Source organism: Pedobacter soli (assembly GCF_900101435.1).
Classification (GTDB): domain Bacteria; phylum Bacteroidota; class Bacteroidia; order Sphingobacteriales; family Sphingobacteriaceae; genus Pedobacter; species Pedobacter soli.
Genome location: NZ_FMZH01000006.1, coordinates 189,294 through 205,545, shown reverse-complemented (window position 1 = coordinate 205,545; position 16,252 = coordinate 189,294). Strand labels below are relative to the sequence as shown.

General features: G+C 39.8%; 8 protein-coding genes. 7 read left to right on the top strand and 1 reads right to left on the bottom strand.

Annotated features, from left to right (window positions below; all coding sequences use genetic code 11):
- Positions 1-47 precede the first annotated feature (47 nt).
- Positions 48-1,418, bottom strand: a complete 1,371-nt coding sequence (locus tag BLR37_RS14820; protein WP_090769848.1) for a sigma-54-dependent transcriptional regulator — start codon at positions 1,416-1,418, stop codon at positions 48-50.
- 178 nt (positions 1,419-1,596) lie between these two features.
- On the opposite strand from BLR37_RS14820, the gene BLR37_RS14815 reads away from it, so the two are divergent.
- The 7 genes from BLR37_RS14815 (at position 1,597) to BLR37_RS14785 (ending at position 16,216) form a co-directional block, all read left to right on the top strand.
- Entirely contained in the window at positions 1,597-2,841 is a 1,245-nt protein-coding gene (locus tag BLR37_RS14815) for an efflux RND transporter periplasmic adaptor subunit (RefSeq protein ID WP_090770094.1), read from the top strand.
- 193 nt (positions 2,842-3,034) lie between these two features.
- On the top strand, positions 3,035-3,733 hold the full coding sequence (locus BLR37_RS14810) for an ABC transporter ATP-binding protein (RefSeq protein WP_090769846.1): 699 nt from the start codon (positions 3,035-3,037) through the stop codon (positions 3,731-3,733).
- A 280-nt stretch (positions 3,734-4,013) separates the two neighbouring features.
- Positions 4,014-6,383, top strand: coding sequence for an ABC transporter permease (locus BLR37_RS14805; RefSeq protein WP_090769844.1), 2,370 nt, complete (start codon positions 4,014-4,016; stop codon positions 6,381-6,383).
- An 84-nt stretch (positions 6,384-6,467) separates the two neighbouring features.
- The gene (locus tag BLR37_RS14800; protein WP_090769842.1) at positions 6,468-8,843 is read left to right on the top strand and encodes an ABC transporter permease; all 2,376 of its coding nucleotides are present in this window, start codon (positions 6,468-6,470) and stop codon (positions 8,841-8,843) included.
- Between the two features lie 84 nt (positions 8,844-8,927).
- Entirely contained in the window at positions 8,928-11,300 is a 2,373-nt protein-coding gene (locus BLR37_RS14795) for an ABC transporter permease (protein ID WP_090769840.1), read from the top strand.
- 76 nt (positions 11,301-11,376) lie between these two features.
- Entirely contained in the window at positions 11,377-13,758 is a 2,382-nt protein-coding gene (locus tag BLR37_RS14790) for an ABC transporter permease (RefSeq protein WP_090769838.1), read from the top strand.
- A gap of 70 nt (positions 13,759-13,828) precedes the next feature.
- Entirely contained in the window at positions 13,829-16,216 is a 2,388-nt protein-coding gene (locus BLR37_RS14785) for an ABC transporter permease (protein ID WP_090769836.1), read from the top strand.
- Positions 16,217-16,252 lie beyond the last annotated feature (36 nt).

Here is a 16,252-nt window from a genome sequence, read left to right as displayed (position 1 = left end):
GAGCTGAAAGACTAAAGCTTTTAACCTTTGGTCTTTCAGCTATCAGCTTAAATTCCAAATTTCTCAATTCTTCTGTACAGTGCGGCACGGGTTAAACCGAGCTCGGCAGCTGCTTTTGATATATTGCCTTTATGTTTGTCGATGGCTTTCTGCACCATCATTTTCTCCATATCTTCTAAGGCCATTTCATCAGGTAAGGTATTGTTCTGGGCAAAACGCTGCGGACTTAATTGCAAATCGGCTTCAGAAATTTCGGAACCATCGCTCATAATTACTGCCCGTTCTAAAACATGTTGCAGCTCGCGTACATTACCCGGCCATTTATAACTGAGCAGTACCTCTTGTGCCTTAGCGCTTAAATTACGGATTTCTTTGTGGTATTTGGTGCTGAAAACCTGCATAAAATGATTGGCCAGCAATAAAATATCTTCTCCGCGTTTGCGTAGCGGAGGCAGTAATAACTCAACGGTATTAATCCTGAACAATAAATCCTGCCTGAAAGTATTTTTAGCTACCATCTCATCAAGCGGCATGTTGGTAGCCGTAATTAAGCGCACGTTTACCTTACGTTCTTTACTTTCGCCTAAACGGGTAACGGTTCTGTTTTGTAAAACGCTCAGTAACTTGGCCTGTAGCGGTAAGCTTAAATTCCCGATCTCATCTAAAAAAATGGTTCCACCATCGGCCAATTCAAAGCGGCCTGGTTTATCCTCTCTGGCGTCAGTGAAAGCACCTTTGGCATAGCCGAAAAGTTCACTTTCGAATAAGTTTTCATTTAGTGAACCCAGATCCACATGCATAAATACCTGGTTTTTCCGTTGCGAATTTCCATGTATCTCGTAGGCAAAAACCTGTTTTCCTGTACCATTTTCGCCCAAAATAAGCACATTGGCATCGGTTGGCGCTACTTTCAGCAGTGTATTTTGCAATTGCTTAATCCCTTCTGCCTGACCAACAATGTTATCAAAACCACGGGTCATATCTTTTTGCAGCGAAGAATGTATTTTCTCGAGTTTCTTCACCTTGCGGGTCGATGCGCGAAGTTTGGATGCTGCAGAAATTGTGGCAAAGAGCTTTTCATTTTCCCAGGGTTTAAGGATAAAATCAGTAGCCCCGTTTTTAATTGCTTTTACGGCAAGTTCAACATTACCGAAGGCAGTCATTAAAATCACAACATAATCTTTATCAATCGACAGGATGTGCTCCAGCCAATATAAACCCTCGCGACCATCGCTGGCACCTTTCTGGTAATTCATGTCCAAAAGAATAATGTCGACTTCGTTTTTACTCAGTAAAACATTGATCTCTTTGGGCGATTTACAGGTAATCACCTGCTTAATCTGTTGTTTTAAAAATAAACGCGCACTCAATAGAATGTCGTCGTCGTCATCGATAATTAAAACTGTAGCGTCTAACATAAATAAATTCTTAGTACGAATGTAACTAAACTGTCCGTTCGCGCACATAAACTGTCCGATAATGAACATGTTAAAATAGTAAAAATATGTAAATATTTGATTTTTAGTTGTTTAAATGTGTTCAGTGCTTTTGGCACAAGCTTGGTTATTAGAGAAACCGAACAGTACAACCGAACACATGGACAAAAAAATAGAGAAAAAAAGATTTAACAGAAAAACGCTTTTGATGATAGGCGGAGCCCTTGCTTTCGTAGCAATTGTGATTTATGGCTACACCTTATCGCTAAAGAAAGTATACAGTGCCGATGCAGATAAATTAACCATCAGCAAAGTAGAATTTGGCGATTTTGAAGATGTTGTTTTGTTAAATGCCAGTGTGGTTCCCTTAACTTCGGTAATTGTAAGTTCATCGGAAGGTGGTACCGTAGCCGAAATTTTTACCGAAAATGGTGCTTCGGTTGTAAAAGGAACTCCATTATTGCGGATTGCTAACTCAAATGCCATGTTAAGTTACACTTCCAGCCAGACAGCAGCCACCGAGCAAATTAATCAATTGCGCAAATCGCGTTTGGACTTAGAACAAAATCAAAGAGTATTAAACCAGGATCTACTTGACGTAGAAAATAACCTGCGTACAGCCGCAAGACAGTTTCGTTTGGATAGTAACCTGTTCAGTAAAAAAGTAATTACCCTGCAGGAGTTCAATAAATCGAGCCAGGATTACGAATATTACCAGGGTAAACGTAAGATTGTCAGGCAGGCTATTGCCCAGGAAAACCAAAGCAGAAAAATGCAGCTGGCACAAATCGATCAATCGATGGCACAAATGAACGAGAGTTTGGAAATGATCCGCAAAAACATCGAAAATATGACCATAAAGGCACCTGTTTCAGGTAAATTATCTTCTTATGATCCGGTAATTGGGAAATCGTACAATTCGAACGAAATGATCGGAAAGATTGACGTTTTGCAGGGATACAAATTGCAGGCTGGCGTAGACGAATACTATATCAACAGGGTAAAAGAAGGACAAACAGCTAACTGTGAGTTTAATGGTAAAACTTATAATTTAACCGTAAGTAAGGTAATTCCGGAGGTTACTGCCGGACAGTTTCAGGTGGAGATGGTTTTTAAAACTGCTGCACCCGACGGTTTACGCCGCGGCTTATCGCTGCAAACCAAGCTAACTTTGTCTGATAACAGCAAATCGTTGCTTTTGGCTCAGGGCCAGTTTTTTCAGAGTACAGGCGGCTCCTGGGTCTTTGTGGTAAACAATGGCAAGGCTACCAAGAAAAATGTTAAAATAGGACGTAAAAATTACCTCTACTATGAGATATTGGATGGTTTACAGAAAGGCGACGAAGTAATTACTTCATCTTACGATCAGTTCACGCAATACGACCAGGTAGAGATAAGTAAATAAGATAAGCGCCTTGCGATGATCGTTTGGCGGAAGTTTAAAAAACAATTTTAAAAATATAATCAGGTCTGGCTACTAAATACTTGATACTAGTTACTAAATACTTGATACTAGTTACTAATTACTTGCTACTTAATACTTGTTACTAAATACTTGCTACTAGTTCCCAACACCTGATACTCAATACTCAAAAGCTATGATTAAAATAGAAAAACTGGAAAAAGTTTACAAAACTGAAGAAGTAGAAACCACGGCACTTAACGGGATCGATCTTTACGTAAAAGAAGGCGAATTTGTATCCATCATGGGCCCGTCGGGTTGTGGTAAATCTACGCTGTTAAACGTAATGGGCCTATTGGATAAACCTGAAAGCGGAAGCTATAAGTTTATCGATACCGAACTTTTAACGCTTAACGACAGGGAGCGCTCTAATTTTCGTAAGCGGAATATGGGCTTTGTTTTCCAGAATTTTAATCTGATTGATGAGCTGACCGTTTTCGAAAATATCGAGTTGCCGCTAATCTACAATAAAGTGCCGGCAACCGAACGTAAAAAGCTGGTTAACGAAATTATTGAGCGGATGAACATCGTAAACCGTAGCGGGCACTTTCCGCAACAATTATCAGGTGGACAACAGCAGCGTGTAGCCGTAGCCCGGGCATTGGTAACCAAACCTAAACTGGTTTTGGCCGATGAGCCTACCGGAAACCTGGATAGCTCGCACGGTAACGAAGTAATGGAACTGCTTTGCGAGTTAAACGAAACCGGAACTACAATAGTGATGGTAACACACTCAAGTCATGATGCCAGTTTCTCTAACCGGATTATTAACCTCAAAGATGGTCACGTTATTTCCGAAAAGGTGAACAAGAGCCGCAATGAGGAACTGATATAGAGGTTTAAGGTAAAAGGCGTGAGGTATAAGGTTATAGTATATACACCTTAAACCTTCAGCCCTAAACCTTACACCTTGTATAAAGATTTTAGTTTAGTTTAATGAGAGCCACCCAACAATCTTCCCGGATGGGGAGATTGGGGAAGGCAAAAAGCGGAAAGCTTAAAGACCAAAGCAATAAGCAGCAGTCTTGATACTAAATACGAATAAACCAATTGGCAGTTTTCAGTTGGCAATTTAACAATTAACCAGTTTAACAATTTATACAGTTAACCACACGATGTTCAAATTAAACCTCAAAATAGCCTTACGCAACCTTTGGAAAAACAAGGGATTCTCGCTGATCAATATCGGAGGATTGGCCATTGGTTTGGCGAGTTGCATGATTTTGCTTTTATACGTGGCTTACGAATGGGGCTATGATAAGCAGTTTAAAAATAGCGATAAAACCTATGTGGTGTACCAAAGTGTAGTAGCAAACGGTAAAACTTTCAGCTGGTCATGGACACCCAATGCTATGGCAGCAGATATTCAGGAAAAATTTCCCGGTGTTAAATATGCCTCACATTCAACGTATCCACGCCTAAACTTACTAACTGTTGGCGATAAAAAAATTAGCAGTAAAGTAGTATTCGCAGATCCGAATTTTCTACAAATACTGGATTACACTTTTATTAAAGGTAATGCCGCAGCAGTTTTGAAAAACGTAAACAGCATCATCTTAACCAAATCTATGGCTGAGAAATTGTTTGGAAATGAGGACCCTCTAAATAAAACAGTAAAATTCGAAAATCAGGATGTATTGAAAGTTGAAGGTGTAATAGAGGATACTCCTGCCAATAGCAGTATCCATTTTGAGTGCGTTATGCCATGGAAATTATTCGTAAAAAGAGAAACCTGGGCAAAAGAAGACAATTGGGGTAATAATATGTGTCTTACCCTTGTACAGTTAAAAGATAATAATGCATTTGCAACCGCTAACACTGAAATAAAGAACATTTATAAAAGACACGACAAAGAAATTGCTGCAGTAGCTTTACTTCATCCCTTAACCAAATGGCACTTGTATGGTGATTTTGAAAATGGAAAATCAATAGGCGGTAAGATAGATCAGCTTAAAATATTTTTGCTGCTTGCCTTTTGTATCCTGTTAATTGCCTGCGTAAACTTCATGAATCTATCTACAGCCCGGTCAGAACGCAGGGCAAAAGAGGTTGGTGTACGCAAAGCCATCGGCTCAACACGTAAATCGTTAATTAGCCAGTTTTTTTTAGAATCGCTGTTGATTACCTTTATTTCTACTGCTTTAGCCTTTATTCTGATTGAAGTTAGTTTACCCTACTTTAATAATTTATTGAATATCAAATTAAACATCGACTATTACAATGTTTCATTTTGGCTTGCCTTATTTGGCTTGATGATTTTTACAGGTTTTGTTGCGGGTAGCTATCCGGCACTCTATTTATCATCTTTCGAACCGGTTAAAGTGCTTAAGGGCTTAAGATTAAAAACCGATTCATCAGTTTCGGTAAGGAAAGTACTGGTGGTAGGCCAGTTTGTTTTTGCTTCGTGCTTAATTGTTTGTACTGCAGTAATTTATCAGCAACTTAATTATGTGAGGAACAAGCCTATTGGCTACAATCAGTCCAATTTGGTGCAGATCGCAATTGATGGAAAACTACGTGATCAGAGCAAGCTGGAAGTGCTTAAAACTCAAATGATCAAATCTGGCGCAGCCTCGAATGTAACTTTCTTTAATTCTGACTTTACAGAGGGCGGAAACAATACAACGAATATTGAATGGGAAGGTAAAAATCCAAAAGAACTTATTTCATTTAACCATAGGGGGATAGGTTATGATTTTACTGAAACTATCGGGACGGAAATCATCAGTGGAAGAGAATTTTCTTCAAAATTTCCAAACGATACCAGCAGTGTTATGCTTAACGAAGCAGCCGTGAGAATGATGAATTTAAAAAATCCTATTGGTGCCGTAATCACCTTTTGGGGTACGAGGTTAACCAATGTTGGTGTGGTAAAAGATTTTGTAGTAGAGAGTGCTTATCAGAAAGTGGCACCTATGATTTTTTACTTAAATACCAAGGATAATGCGACCATGATCATCGCCCGGTTAAATCCAAATCAAAATATCAGCTCATCATTGGGCAAAATTGAAGCCTTAGTGAAGGAAATGGAACCTAATTATCCTGTTAACCTTAAGTTCGTAAACGAGTCTTTTGAAGTAAAATTTCAGGATGAAAAGCTACTGGGCACACTTTCCAATTGGTTTGGTGGTTTCGCCATCTTTATTTCCTGCCTGGGTTTATTGGGACTGGCTTTATTCATGGCCGAGCAACGCAAAAAAGAAATCAGTATCCGTAAGGTGTTGGGAGCGAGTACAACCAATATCCTTACCTTATTGAATAAGGATTTTATTAAACTGGTGGCCATTGCCAATATCATTGCCTTTCCGCTGGCTTATATCATTATCAACAAATGGCTTTCCGCTTTCGAATACCGGATTAACATTTCGGCATTGCCTTTTATTGCTGCCATTACTTTATCAGTGCTGATTGCCATTTTAACCGTGAGCATCCAATCGGTAAAAGTCGCGAAAGCTAACCCGGTTGATGCTTTGAAGTACGAATAAGGCAGAAAGCAGAAAGACCAAAGACTAAAGCAAGCAAAGTCTTGATACTCAATACCTGATACTTGATACCAAAAACACTGAGAAATGTTCAAATTAAACCTAAAAATAGCCTTACGCAACCTTTGGAGAAACAAGGGAATTACCGCAATTAATGTTGGTGGTTTGGCCATTGCTTTGGCTGCGTTTATTTTGGTAATGTTGTATTTTACCTACGAAACCAGTTTTGATAAGACTAATCCGAACTATAAAAACATCTATGTAGTTGGGCGCATCTATCCCGATTTTAAAACCAATTATACCCCGCCGCCTCTTGGAAAAGCCATAAAGCAACATTTTCCGGAAGTAGAAAAAATGGGTATTACCAAAGGGATTTTTTTTGAACTGGTATTGAAAAATGGCAATAACACTGTTTTTACTAATAATTTTTTGCAAGCAGATTATACTGCAGCCGAAATACTCGACTTAAAACCTACCGGCGGACTTGAAAAACCTGCAGGTGATGTAGAAAGGCTTTCGTATCTGAGTAAAGAGAGCATGAAAGCGCTGTTCCCAAATAAAACAGATAATAAACCTGAAATGGTAACTGTGGGAAGTAGTTTAATGGGTATAAAGAATAAGATTAATGGTTCCATTATCAATAACCCACATTCAAATGTAACCTTTGATGGCGTTTCGATTGGGAATGAATTGGGGCAGGGCGAGAACTATGGACACAACAATTACACTACCTATTTGCAACTTAAACCAGGCACAGATGTAGCCAATCTGCAAGAGAAAATAACCAGATTATACCATGCTGAGTTGCTGAAAGGCGAAACTGACCGGGAAACCATTGATAAAATAAAAGGTATTTCTACTTTTTTAGACCCATTAGCAAATCAGCATTTAAAACCCAAAGCCGGTAACGATGCACCATACAAAATATTGATAGCCCTGTCTGTACTGGGGATTTTAATCCTGATTATTGCCTGTGTTAATTTTACCAACCTGAGTATTGCACAGGCTACCAAAAGAGCCAAAGAGGTTGGGGTTAAAAAAGTGATGGGCGCTTTCCGCTTCCAGCTGGCGTTGCAGTTCCTGACCGAAATTTTAATGCAGTGCTTTGCTGCCACAGTGTTGGCACTTATCCTCGCCGAACTTGTTTTACCGGGCTTCAATAACCTGTTCTTGCTCAAACTGTCTATCTGGCATGCCGATAACGGTTTGATTTGGCAATTGCCTTTAATTTTATTTTTAATCACAGTCATTGCAGGCATTTATCCTGCAATGGTTTTATCTGGTTTTAAACCTGCCCTGGTGTTAAAAGGTAATTTTGCTACCAGTAAACAGAGTTATTGGTTGCGCAATGGTTTGCTGGTTTTTCAATTTAGCATTGCCGTTATTTTTATCATTGGCTTGTTTATCATCAATGCGCAGTTAAAATATATGCGCAGTCAGGATTTGGGCTTTAAAGCCGAACAGGTAGTTTACATTAAAAATATTGCCTTATTCTCCGATCCCGACAAATTTGAGCCTGTCAGAGAAAAAATCCTAAAAATTCCGGGCATCAAATCGGCAACCGTAGCAACCGGAATCCCGAATGGCACTGCCAACGGAACCAATACTTATACTTCAAATGGCGTTCAGGCAAGTATCAATTACCTCGATGTTGATTTCGATTACTTTGAAACCCTTGATATCAAATTAAAAGAGGGACGCTTTTTTTCTAAAGCTTTTAAAACCGATACGGCCAATTCGGCTGTGATTAACGAAAGTGCGGCCGCGAAATATGGGTTAAGCAATCCGATTGGTCAAACCATTATCGGTTGCAATACCAATTATAAAATTGTTGGTGTAATTAAAGATTTTAAAGACCGTGGTTTCGAAAATGCAACCCAACCCACCATTTACGCGATCAAGGATCCCTGCGGAAATCCGAAAATGGAAATCATGCTTAAAATCGAAGAAAATAAAATGGCCGATGCCTTAGCTGCCTTAAAAGCACAATGGCCTGAAATTAATAAACTCGATGGCGAAAATTTCCGCTACGCTTTTTTAGATGAACTTTATGGCAAGCTCTTTAAAAAACAGGAGCAATTGCAATCGGTATTTTTCGCTGCTGCCGTATTAACCGTTTTTATTGCCTTGCTGGGTTTATATGCTTTTGCCAAATACATCACCAACGGCCGCTTAAAAGAAATTGCTGTACGCAAAATACTGGGTGCAACCGATGTGCAGTTGTTGAAACTAATCAACAGTTCGTTTTTTATCCTCGTGGTAATCGCCAATATCATATCCTGGCCGGTCGCCTACATTGTTACCAACATGTGGCTTAAAACCTTTGCTTACCGGATCGATTTCCCGGTGCTGCCATTTGTAACCACAACACTGATTACACTTTTATTAACCATTGTAACCGTAAGCATTCAGGCTAAAAAAGCAGTAAATGCCAATCCGGTTGATGCATTAAAATACGAATAAAGCTGAGAGCTAAAAGACCAAAGACTAAAGCAAACAAAGTCTTGCTACTTACTACTTGCTACTTGATACTAAAAAAACGGAGAGATGTTTAGATTAAACTTAAAAATCGCATTACGGAACCTTTGGAAGAACAAAACCTCTTCTTTCATTAATGTAATTGGCTTGGCTATTGGTCTGGCTGCCTGTTTAATGTTGTTACTTTACGTAACCTACGAATGGAACTTTGATAAGCAGGCGAAAGAAGCGGCCAATGTTTATACCACCATGACCAACATTGAGGGGGATAACCGTAAAATAAGCGGCACCTTTGAGGGTTCGGTTACAGCATTTGGTCCGGCAATAAAGGCCGCCCTGCCCGAGGTAATGTATACTGCAAGGATGGATTATGGCAAAGAAAATCTGATTGCCAACGGTACCAATGCTTTTAAATGTAAATCGAAATTTGCGGAGACCGATATTTTTAAAATGTACGATTACGAATTTATTCAGGGCAGTGCCAAAACAGCACTGAATAATCCCAATTCAATTCTCTTAACCGAATCTACCGCTAAACTGTTGTTCGGCAGCACCGATGTTTTGAATAAGGTTGTACGTTTTAAAGATAAGTACGACCTGAATATCACTGCAGTAATCCGCGATCAGGCCGAAAATAGCTCTAACAGATTCGATTACCTGATGCCCTGGTCGTTTTACGAATCTATTGATGAAAGTGCCAAATCCATCAACTGGGGCAATTACAGTTACATTACATTGTTTAGGCTAAAAGAAAATGCCGATTTAGCTGCTGTAAATCAAAAAATCATGGCTGTGATTAAAAATAATACCCGCAATGATTTTCAAACCCAGGCTTTGTTCCCGCTCAGTAAATTACACCTTTACGGAAAGTTTGAAGATGGAAAAAGTATTGGAGGGGCGATAGAACAGATTTACCTCTTTGTGGGGCTGGCATTTGGTATCCTGCTTATCGCCTGCATCAATTTCATGAACATGGCCACTGCCAAATCAGAGAAAAGGGCCAAAGAAGTGGGTATTAAGAAAACAATCGGAGCGAACCGCACCTCATTAATCATTCAGTTTTTAACTGAATCGATGGTATTAACCTTTATTGCAGTGGTTATTGCTATTGCACTACTCGAACTTTCCTTACCCGCTTTTAACCACCTGCTTAATATTAATCTGGGCATTTCATATTTCAATGCAGCAAGCTGGACAGGGATTTTAGCTATTGTTTTGGCTACAGGTTTAATTGCAGGCAGTTATCCAGCCTTTTATCTTTCTTCATTTAATCCGGTTCAAACCCTAAAAAGGAAAATTGGTTCAAAGGGCCAGTGGTCGGTTAGTTTAAGGCAGGTATTGGTGGTGGGCCAGTTTTGTTTTGCCATTATCCTCATCGTGGCTACCCTGGTTATCTATCGGCAAATTCAATACATTAAAAACCGGCCTGTTGGTTTCGATATCAATGCATTGGTCGAAATTCCGCAAGATGGTCAACTGAAGGGCAAATACGAGCTATTTAAAAACGAATTACTTCAATCAGGCGCAGTTTCTGCCATGTTTCAGTCGTCGGTAAGTTTATCGCATCACGGTTCCAACTTTATGGATGTAGCCTGGGAGGGAATGACCAAGCCAACCAACACAGTACTTTTCAATCAGGTAGCCACTACCTACGATTTTATCAAAACCAATGGAATTAAACTGACTGATGGACGTGATTTTTCGAAGAATTTCGCTTCTGATTCGGTTGGTGTACTGGTGAGTGCTTCGGCAGTAAAAGTGTTTGGCTATAAAAACGCAGTAGGAAAAACCATGAGTGCTTTTGGCGATAAATACCACATTATTGGCGTTTTTGACGATTACGTATGGGATTCGCCTTATAAATCGAATAATCCGATGGTGGTTTTCTTCGATCCGGGGAGGACCGGTTACATCACCATGCGCTTAAATGAAACCAACAGTTTGCAAAGTAATATTGAGACCATTACCAAGATTACCAAAGGCATAAACCCTGCTTTTCCGGTCGAAGTTAAATTCCTGAATAACCTGTATCTGGAGAAATATAATGCCGAAAAAACACTAGGCATTTTATCGAATCTTTTTGGAGGCCTGGCTATTTTTGTTTCCTGCTTAGGCTTATTTGGCCTTGTAGCCTACAGTGCCGAACAACGCACCAAAGAATTTGGTGTGAGGAAAGTTTTAGGCGCATCAGTGGCCAATTTAATGCAACTCTTATCGCTGTCTTTCCTTAAAATGATTGCTGTAGCCATTGTAATTGCCATTCCGGTAAGCTATTACGCCATGGGCAAATGGCTCATCAAATTCGAATTCCATACCGATATCAGCTGGTGGATTATGCCTGTAGCGGCTGTGGGCACCTTATTAATGGCTTTAATTACGGTAAGCTTTCAGGCCTATAAAACTGCGAAGGCAAACCCTGTTGATGCTTTGAAATACGAATAAAGCAAAAAGCCGAAAGACCAAAGACTAAAGCAAACGAAGTCTTGATACTTGATACCCGATACTAAAATACTGAAAGATGTTCAAATTAAACCTAAAAATCGCATTACGAAACCTGTGGAAACACAAAGGCTTTACGCTAATTAATGTTGGCGGGCTGGCCATTGGCATGGCTTGCTGTTTAATGCTTCTGCTGTACGTAAATTACGAGTGGAGTTTCGATAAACACTATAAAAATGCCGATAAAGTTTACTTTGCAGCCCTAAATCTGAAATTTAACGGCAAACTGGCTACTACTATGGCGGTACCCAACAAACTTGCCAATGCAGCAACAACAGAACTGCCAGGTATTAAAAGTGCTGCACGCATGTCTATGCCGGGCGGTCCTAAGTTGTATAGCCACGATCAGAACCATTTTAAACTGGAAGCTTTAAGTGTGGATCCCGATTTTCTGAAAATCCTCGATCACAAATTCATTTATGGTAATCCTGAAACAGCATTGGCCGAACCCAATAATGTGCTGATTAGCGCTTCTACAGCTAAAAAATTATTTGGTGATCAAAACCCGCTTGGCCAAAGCATTACCTACGACAACAAAAAAAGTTTGAAAGTAACAGCAGTGATTGAAGATTTGCCTAAAAATCAGACGATCCGTTTCGATGTTTTACAGCCCTGGACATTTTTAGAACAGGAGAACCCGGCCGAGAAAGAATATGGATGGGGCGCTATTACTTGTTTAACCTTGTTCCAGCTGAAAGATAACGCCAACTTAGAAGCGACCAATACAGCCATTAAGAACTTCGTGGTAAACAAAGAACCTAACTTAAAGGAAATGACTTACCAGATTTTTCTGTTTCCTTTAGCCAAATATCACCTGTACGATAATTTCAATAACGGAAAATCGGCGGGTGGTAAAATAGACCAGTTACGCTTATTTGTCTTTCTGGCCATTTGCGTATTGTTGATTGCCTGCATTAATTACATGAACCTTTCTACCGCTAAATCAGAAAAAAGAGCCAGGGAGGTAGGTGTACGTAAAGCTTTGGGCTCTACGCGTAATACCATCATGGGGCAGTTTATGATCGAATCGTTGTTGTTGTCGGTTCTGGCAATGGCTATCGCTTTTATTATACTCGAAGTTTCTTTGCCTTATTTCAACAACCTGCTCGATATTTCGATCAGGATTGATTACGGCTCTTATCAGTTTTGCGGACTCCTGCTGGGCATTGTGCTCTTTACCGGATTGCTTGCAGGAAGTTACCCGGCATTCTATCTTTCTTCTTTTATTCCCGTAAAAGTGCTTAAAGGTTTTAAGGGTTCTTCAGGCTCGCTGTCAATCCGCAAAACATTGGTGGTGGTGCAATTTAGTCTTTCTATCTGCATGATTATTTCAGCCATTGTAATTTACAGCCAGATTCAGCACCTTAAAAATAAACCATTGGGTTTTGATCAAACGGCGCTTGCACAGATAGATTTAGAAGGAGAGTGGACCAAGCCAGAAAAACTCAGCCTGTTTAAAAGCGAGCTGCAAAGGGTTGGAGCCATTACGGCAGCTACAGAATATGCAGGTTCTTTTACCCGTGGAGGCTCTATTACCGGCGATATTTCGTGGCCTGGAAAACCTAAAAACGATGTTTCGATTATTAACTACAGAAGCACTGGTTTCGATTTTGCTAAAACCACAGGAGTTAAAATTGTTGCAGGAAGGGATTTTGATCCTAAGTTTTCTGCTGATACGGCTACGTCGCTTTTGCTCAACCAAACCGCTGTTAAAACGATGGAATTAAAAAATCCGGTGGGTACCGTAATTCATTGGGGCGATAATCCTCCGCTTAAAGTGGTAGGCGTAGTGCAGGATTATTCAAACGAGTCGCTCGCTTCGAAAATACAACCCACAGTTTATTATTACAACATCAAAACCAGTCAGGTTTTATTGCTCAAATTAAACCCGGCGCAATCATTAAGCACTTCGGTTGAGGCTATCAAATCGGTTAGCAGCCGCTTAAATCCCGCTTATCCCGTCGAAGTTAAGATGGTGAGTCAGGGTATGGCCGAAAAACTGCGTAGCGAAAAATTGCTGAGCGTACTTTCCAATCTTTTTGGGGGCTTTGCTATTTTCATTTCGTGCCTGGGTTTACTTGGTCTGGCCTTGTATACTGCCGAACAGCGTAGTAAAGAAATCAGCATCCGCAAAGTTTTGGGGGCCAACCTTTCTGATATTTTAATCTTGCTGAACAAAGATTTTATGAAACTGGTGGTTATTGCCAACCTGATTGCCATTCCGGCAGCTTATATCCTGGTGGCTAAATGGCTCGAAAAATATGATTATAAAATTTCGATAAACCCATGGCCTTTTTTACTGGCGCTTTTAACCTCGGTACTCATTGCTTTAATTACGGTAAGTATGCAAACTTTTAAAGTAGCTAAAGCCAATGCCGTTGATGCACTTAAATACGAATAAACCAATTGGCAGTTTTCAGTTGACAATTTAACAATTAACCAGTTTAACAATTTATACAGTTAACCCTAAGATGTTCAAACTTAACCTCAAAATAGCCTGGCGCAACCTCTGGAAAAACAAAGGTTATACGCTTATTAATATTCTTGGCCTGTCGATTGGTATGGCCAGCTGTATTCTGATCTTTATTTTTATTCGCTACCAGATGAGTTTTGATAAAGATTTTAAAGATAGCGACCGGATTTACCGTGTGGTTTCATCGTGGGATTACAGTGATGGAAACCAGTTTTTTTCGCAGGGGGTTCCTTTGCCTTTAACTCCGGCAATGCGAAATGATTTTTCTCCATACATAGAAAAAATTGCGGCCATTGAACAAAGCACAGGAGTAATTCAGATAAATGATGCTGCTGGAAAAGAAAGGCTAAAAACTCAGGAAGATGTTTTTTATATCGAACCTGATTTCTTCGGAATATTTGATTACAAATGGCTCTCAGGCGATTATGCAGCACTCAAAGACCCAGGCAACATTGTGCTTTCAAAAGAAATGGCGGATAAATTTTTTGGAAGCTGGAAAAATGCACTTGGCAAATCTGTAAATTATGACATGGCCAGCTATGTCGTTATCGGCGTAATTGATGATGTGGCAGAAAACAATTCGGTGCCCTTAAAGATTATGCTCTCTTATAAATCTTTCAAAAGCAGAAATCTGGATCGGTGGGGATCGGTAGGCTCAAGCTCAGAGAGTTATATTAAACTAAAACCCAATGTAAACATCGCAGCCTTAAACACACCTTTACAAGCCTTTTTAAAGAAATATTACACCGAAAAGGCTCCCGGGAAAGAGGGTCATTTATTTCAGCCTTTAAACGATATTCACTACAATAGTAAGTTTGGCAATTTTTCGGGCCGGATTATGCCCAAAAAACAAATTTATGGTCTGGCGGTTATCGGCTTTTTTTTAATCATTACCGCATCCATCAACTTTATCAATTTAGCTACTGCGCAGGCGGTAAGTCGTTCAAAAGAAGTAGGTATTCGTAAGGTAATGGGCAGTCAGAGAGGGCAGCTGGTTGCACAGTTTTTAACCGAAACCTTAACTATTGTGCTTGTTTCGCTATTACTTGGCAGTGTTTTAACCGAAATTGCATTGCCCGGCATGCAAAATTTGTTTGGCTCCAAAATATCATTCAGTATTTTTGAGCACCCTATTATTTTAGCTTTTTTGCTATTCCTGGCTGTTTTTGTCAGTTTGCTTGCAGGTTTTTACCCGGCCATTGTCATATCAGGGTTTAACCCGGTTTTAGCCATAAAAAACAAGGTTTCTGCGAATACCGGTGGCTTAGGTTTACGCAAAGTTTTGGTGGTGGTGCAATTTGCCATCACAGTAACACTAATCATTGGCACTCTGGTTATTCTTCAGCAAATGAAATACGTTCGCGAGCAGCCACTGGGCTTTAATCCAACGGCAATTGCAATGGTCGATTTGCCAAACGATAGCCTGACCATGCAGCGTTTTGATACTTTTAAAAGCCAGTTGAAACAAGTTCCCGGTGTTGAGGAAGTAAGTCTGTGCAGAACTCCACCTTCATCACAAAACAATAATGGCAGCAGTTTCTCATACAATAGTTCAAAAGATGCCGATTTTCAGGTAAACACCAAAAATGCAGACGAAGACTACCTGAAAACATTCGATTTAAAACTGGTAGCCGGTAGAAATATCGTTAAGTCGGATACGATTAACGAATACCTGGTTAATGAAACCTTGCTGAAGAAGTTAAATGTTAACAGCCCACAAGAAGCGATTGGCAAAATACTATCCATGGGCGGAATGAAAGCTCCGATTGTGGGTGTAATCCAGGATTTTAAAAACAGAAGCTTGCACGAGAGTATTGATCCTATTTTAGTTGGTTCGTCAAGAGCAAGATATTTTAATGCTGCCATAAAATTAAATTCAGCGCAGATGTTAACTACAATGAAAAACGTGCAGAAAATCTGGCAAAAAACTTTTCCCGAATCGGTTTACAGCGAGTTGTTTTTGAATGAGCAGATTAAAAATTATTATCAGGGTGAGCAGGTAATGGGTACACTTTTCAAGGTTTTTGCCGGCGTAATTATTTTTATTTCCTTTATTGGCTTATTTGGGTTAATCTCTTTTGTTGCCACACAAAGAACCAAAGAAGTAGCCATCCGGAAAGTGTTGGGTGCATCAACCATCGAACTGGTGAAAATGCTTAACGGCTCATTCATTGTAATGGTTTTTATCGCCAATCTGGTGGCCTGGCCATTAGCCTATCTCTTTGTATCTAAATGGTTAAATGGTTTTGCTTACCGGATCGATCTGAGCATCTGGCCCTTTATGCTGGCTATGCTTATTTCCATGACTATTACTTTAATTACCGTAAGCTTCCGCTCGTATAGGGCTGCTGCTGCCAATACCATTGATGCACTTAAATATGAATAAACCAATTAGCAGTTTTCAGTTGGCAATTTAACAATT

What these genes read in the sequence shown, in the direction of transcription:
- BLR37_RS14820 (WP_090769848.1), bottom strand. Translation starts at nt 1,418, where the DNA reads ATGTTAGACGCTACAGTTTTAATTATCGATGACGACGACGACATTCTA.
- BLR37_RS14815 (WP_090770094.1), top strand. Translation starts at nt 1,597, where the DNA reads ATGGACAAAAAAATAGAGAAAAAAAGATTTAACAGAAAAACGCTTTTG.
- BLR37_RS14810 (WP_090769846.1), top strand. Translation starts at nt 3,035, where the DNA reads ATGATTAAAATAGAAAAACTGGAAAAAGTTTACAAAACTGAAGAAGTA.
- BLR37_RS14805 (WP_090769844.1), top strand. Translation starts at nt 4,014, where the DNA reads ATGTTCAAATTAAACCTCAAAATAGCCTTACGCAACCTTTGGAAAAAC.
- BLR37_RS14800 (WP_090769842.1), top strand. Translation starts at nt 6,468, where the DNA reads ATGTTCAAATTAAACCTAAAAATAGCCTTACGCAACCTTTGGAGAAAC.
- BLR37_RS14795 (WP_090769840.1), top strand. Translation starts at nt 8,928, where the DNA reads ATGTTTAGATTAAACTTAAAAATCGCATTACGGAACCTTTGGAAGAAC.
- BLR37_RS14790 (WP_090769838.1), top strand. Translation starts at nt 11,377, where the DNA reads ATGTTCAAATTAAACCTAAAAATCGCATTACGAAACCTGTGGAAACAC.
- BLR37_RS14785 (WP_090769836.1), top strand. Translation starts at nt 13,829, where the DNA reads ATGTTCAAACTTAACCTCAAAATAGCCTGGCGCAACCTCTGGAAAAAC.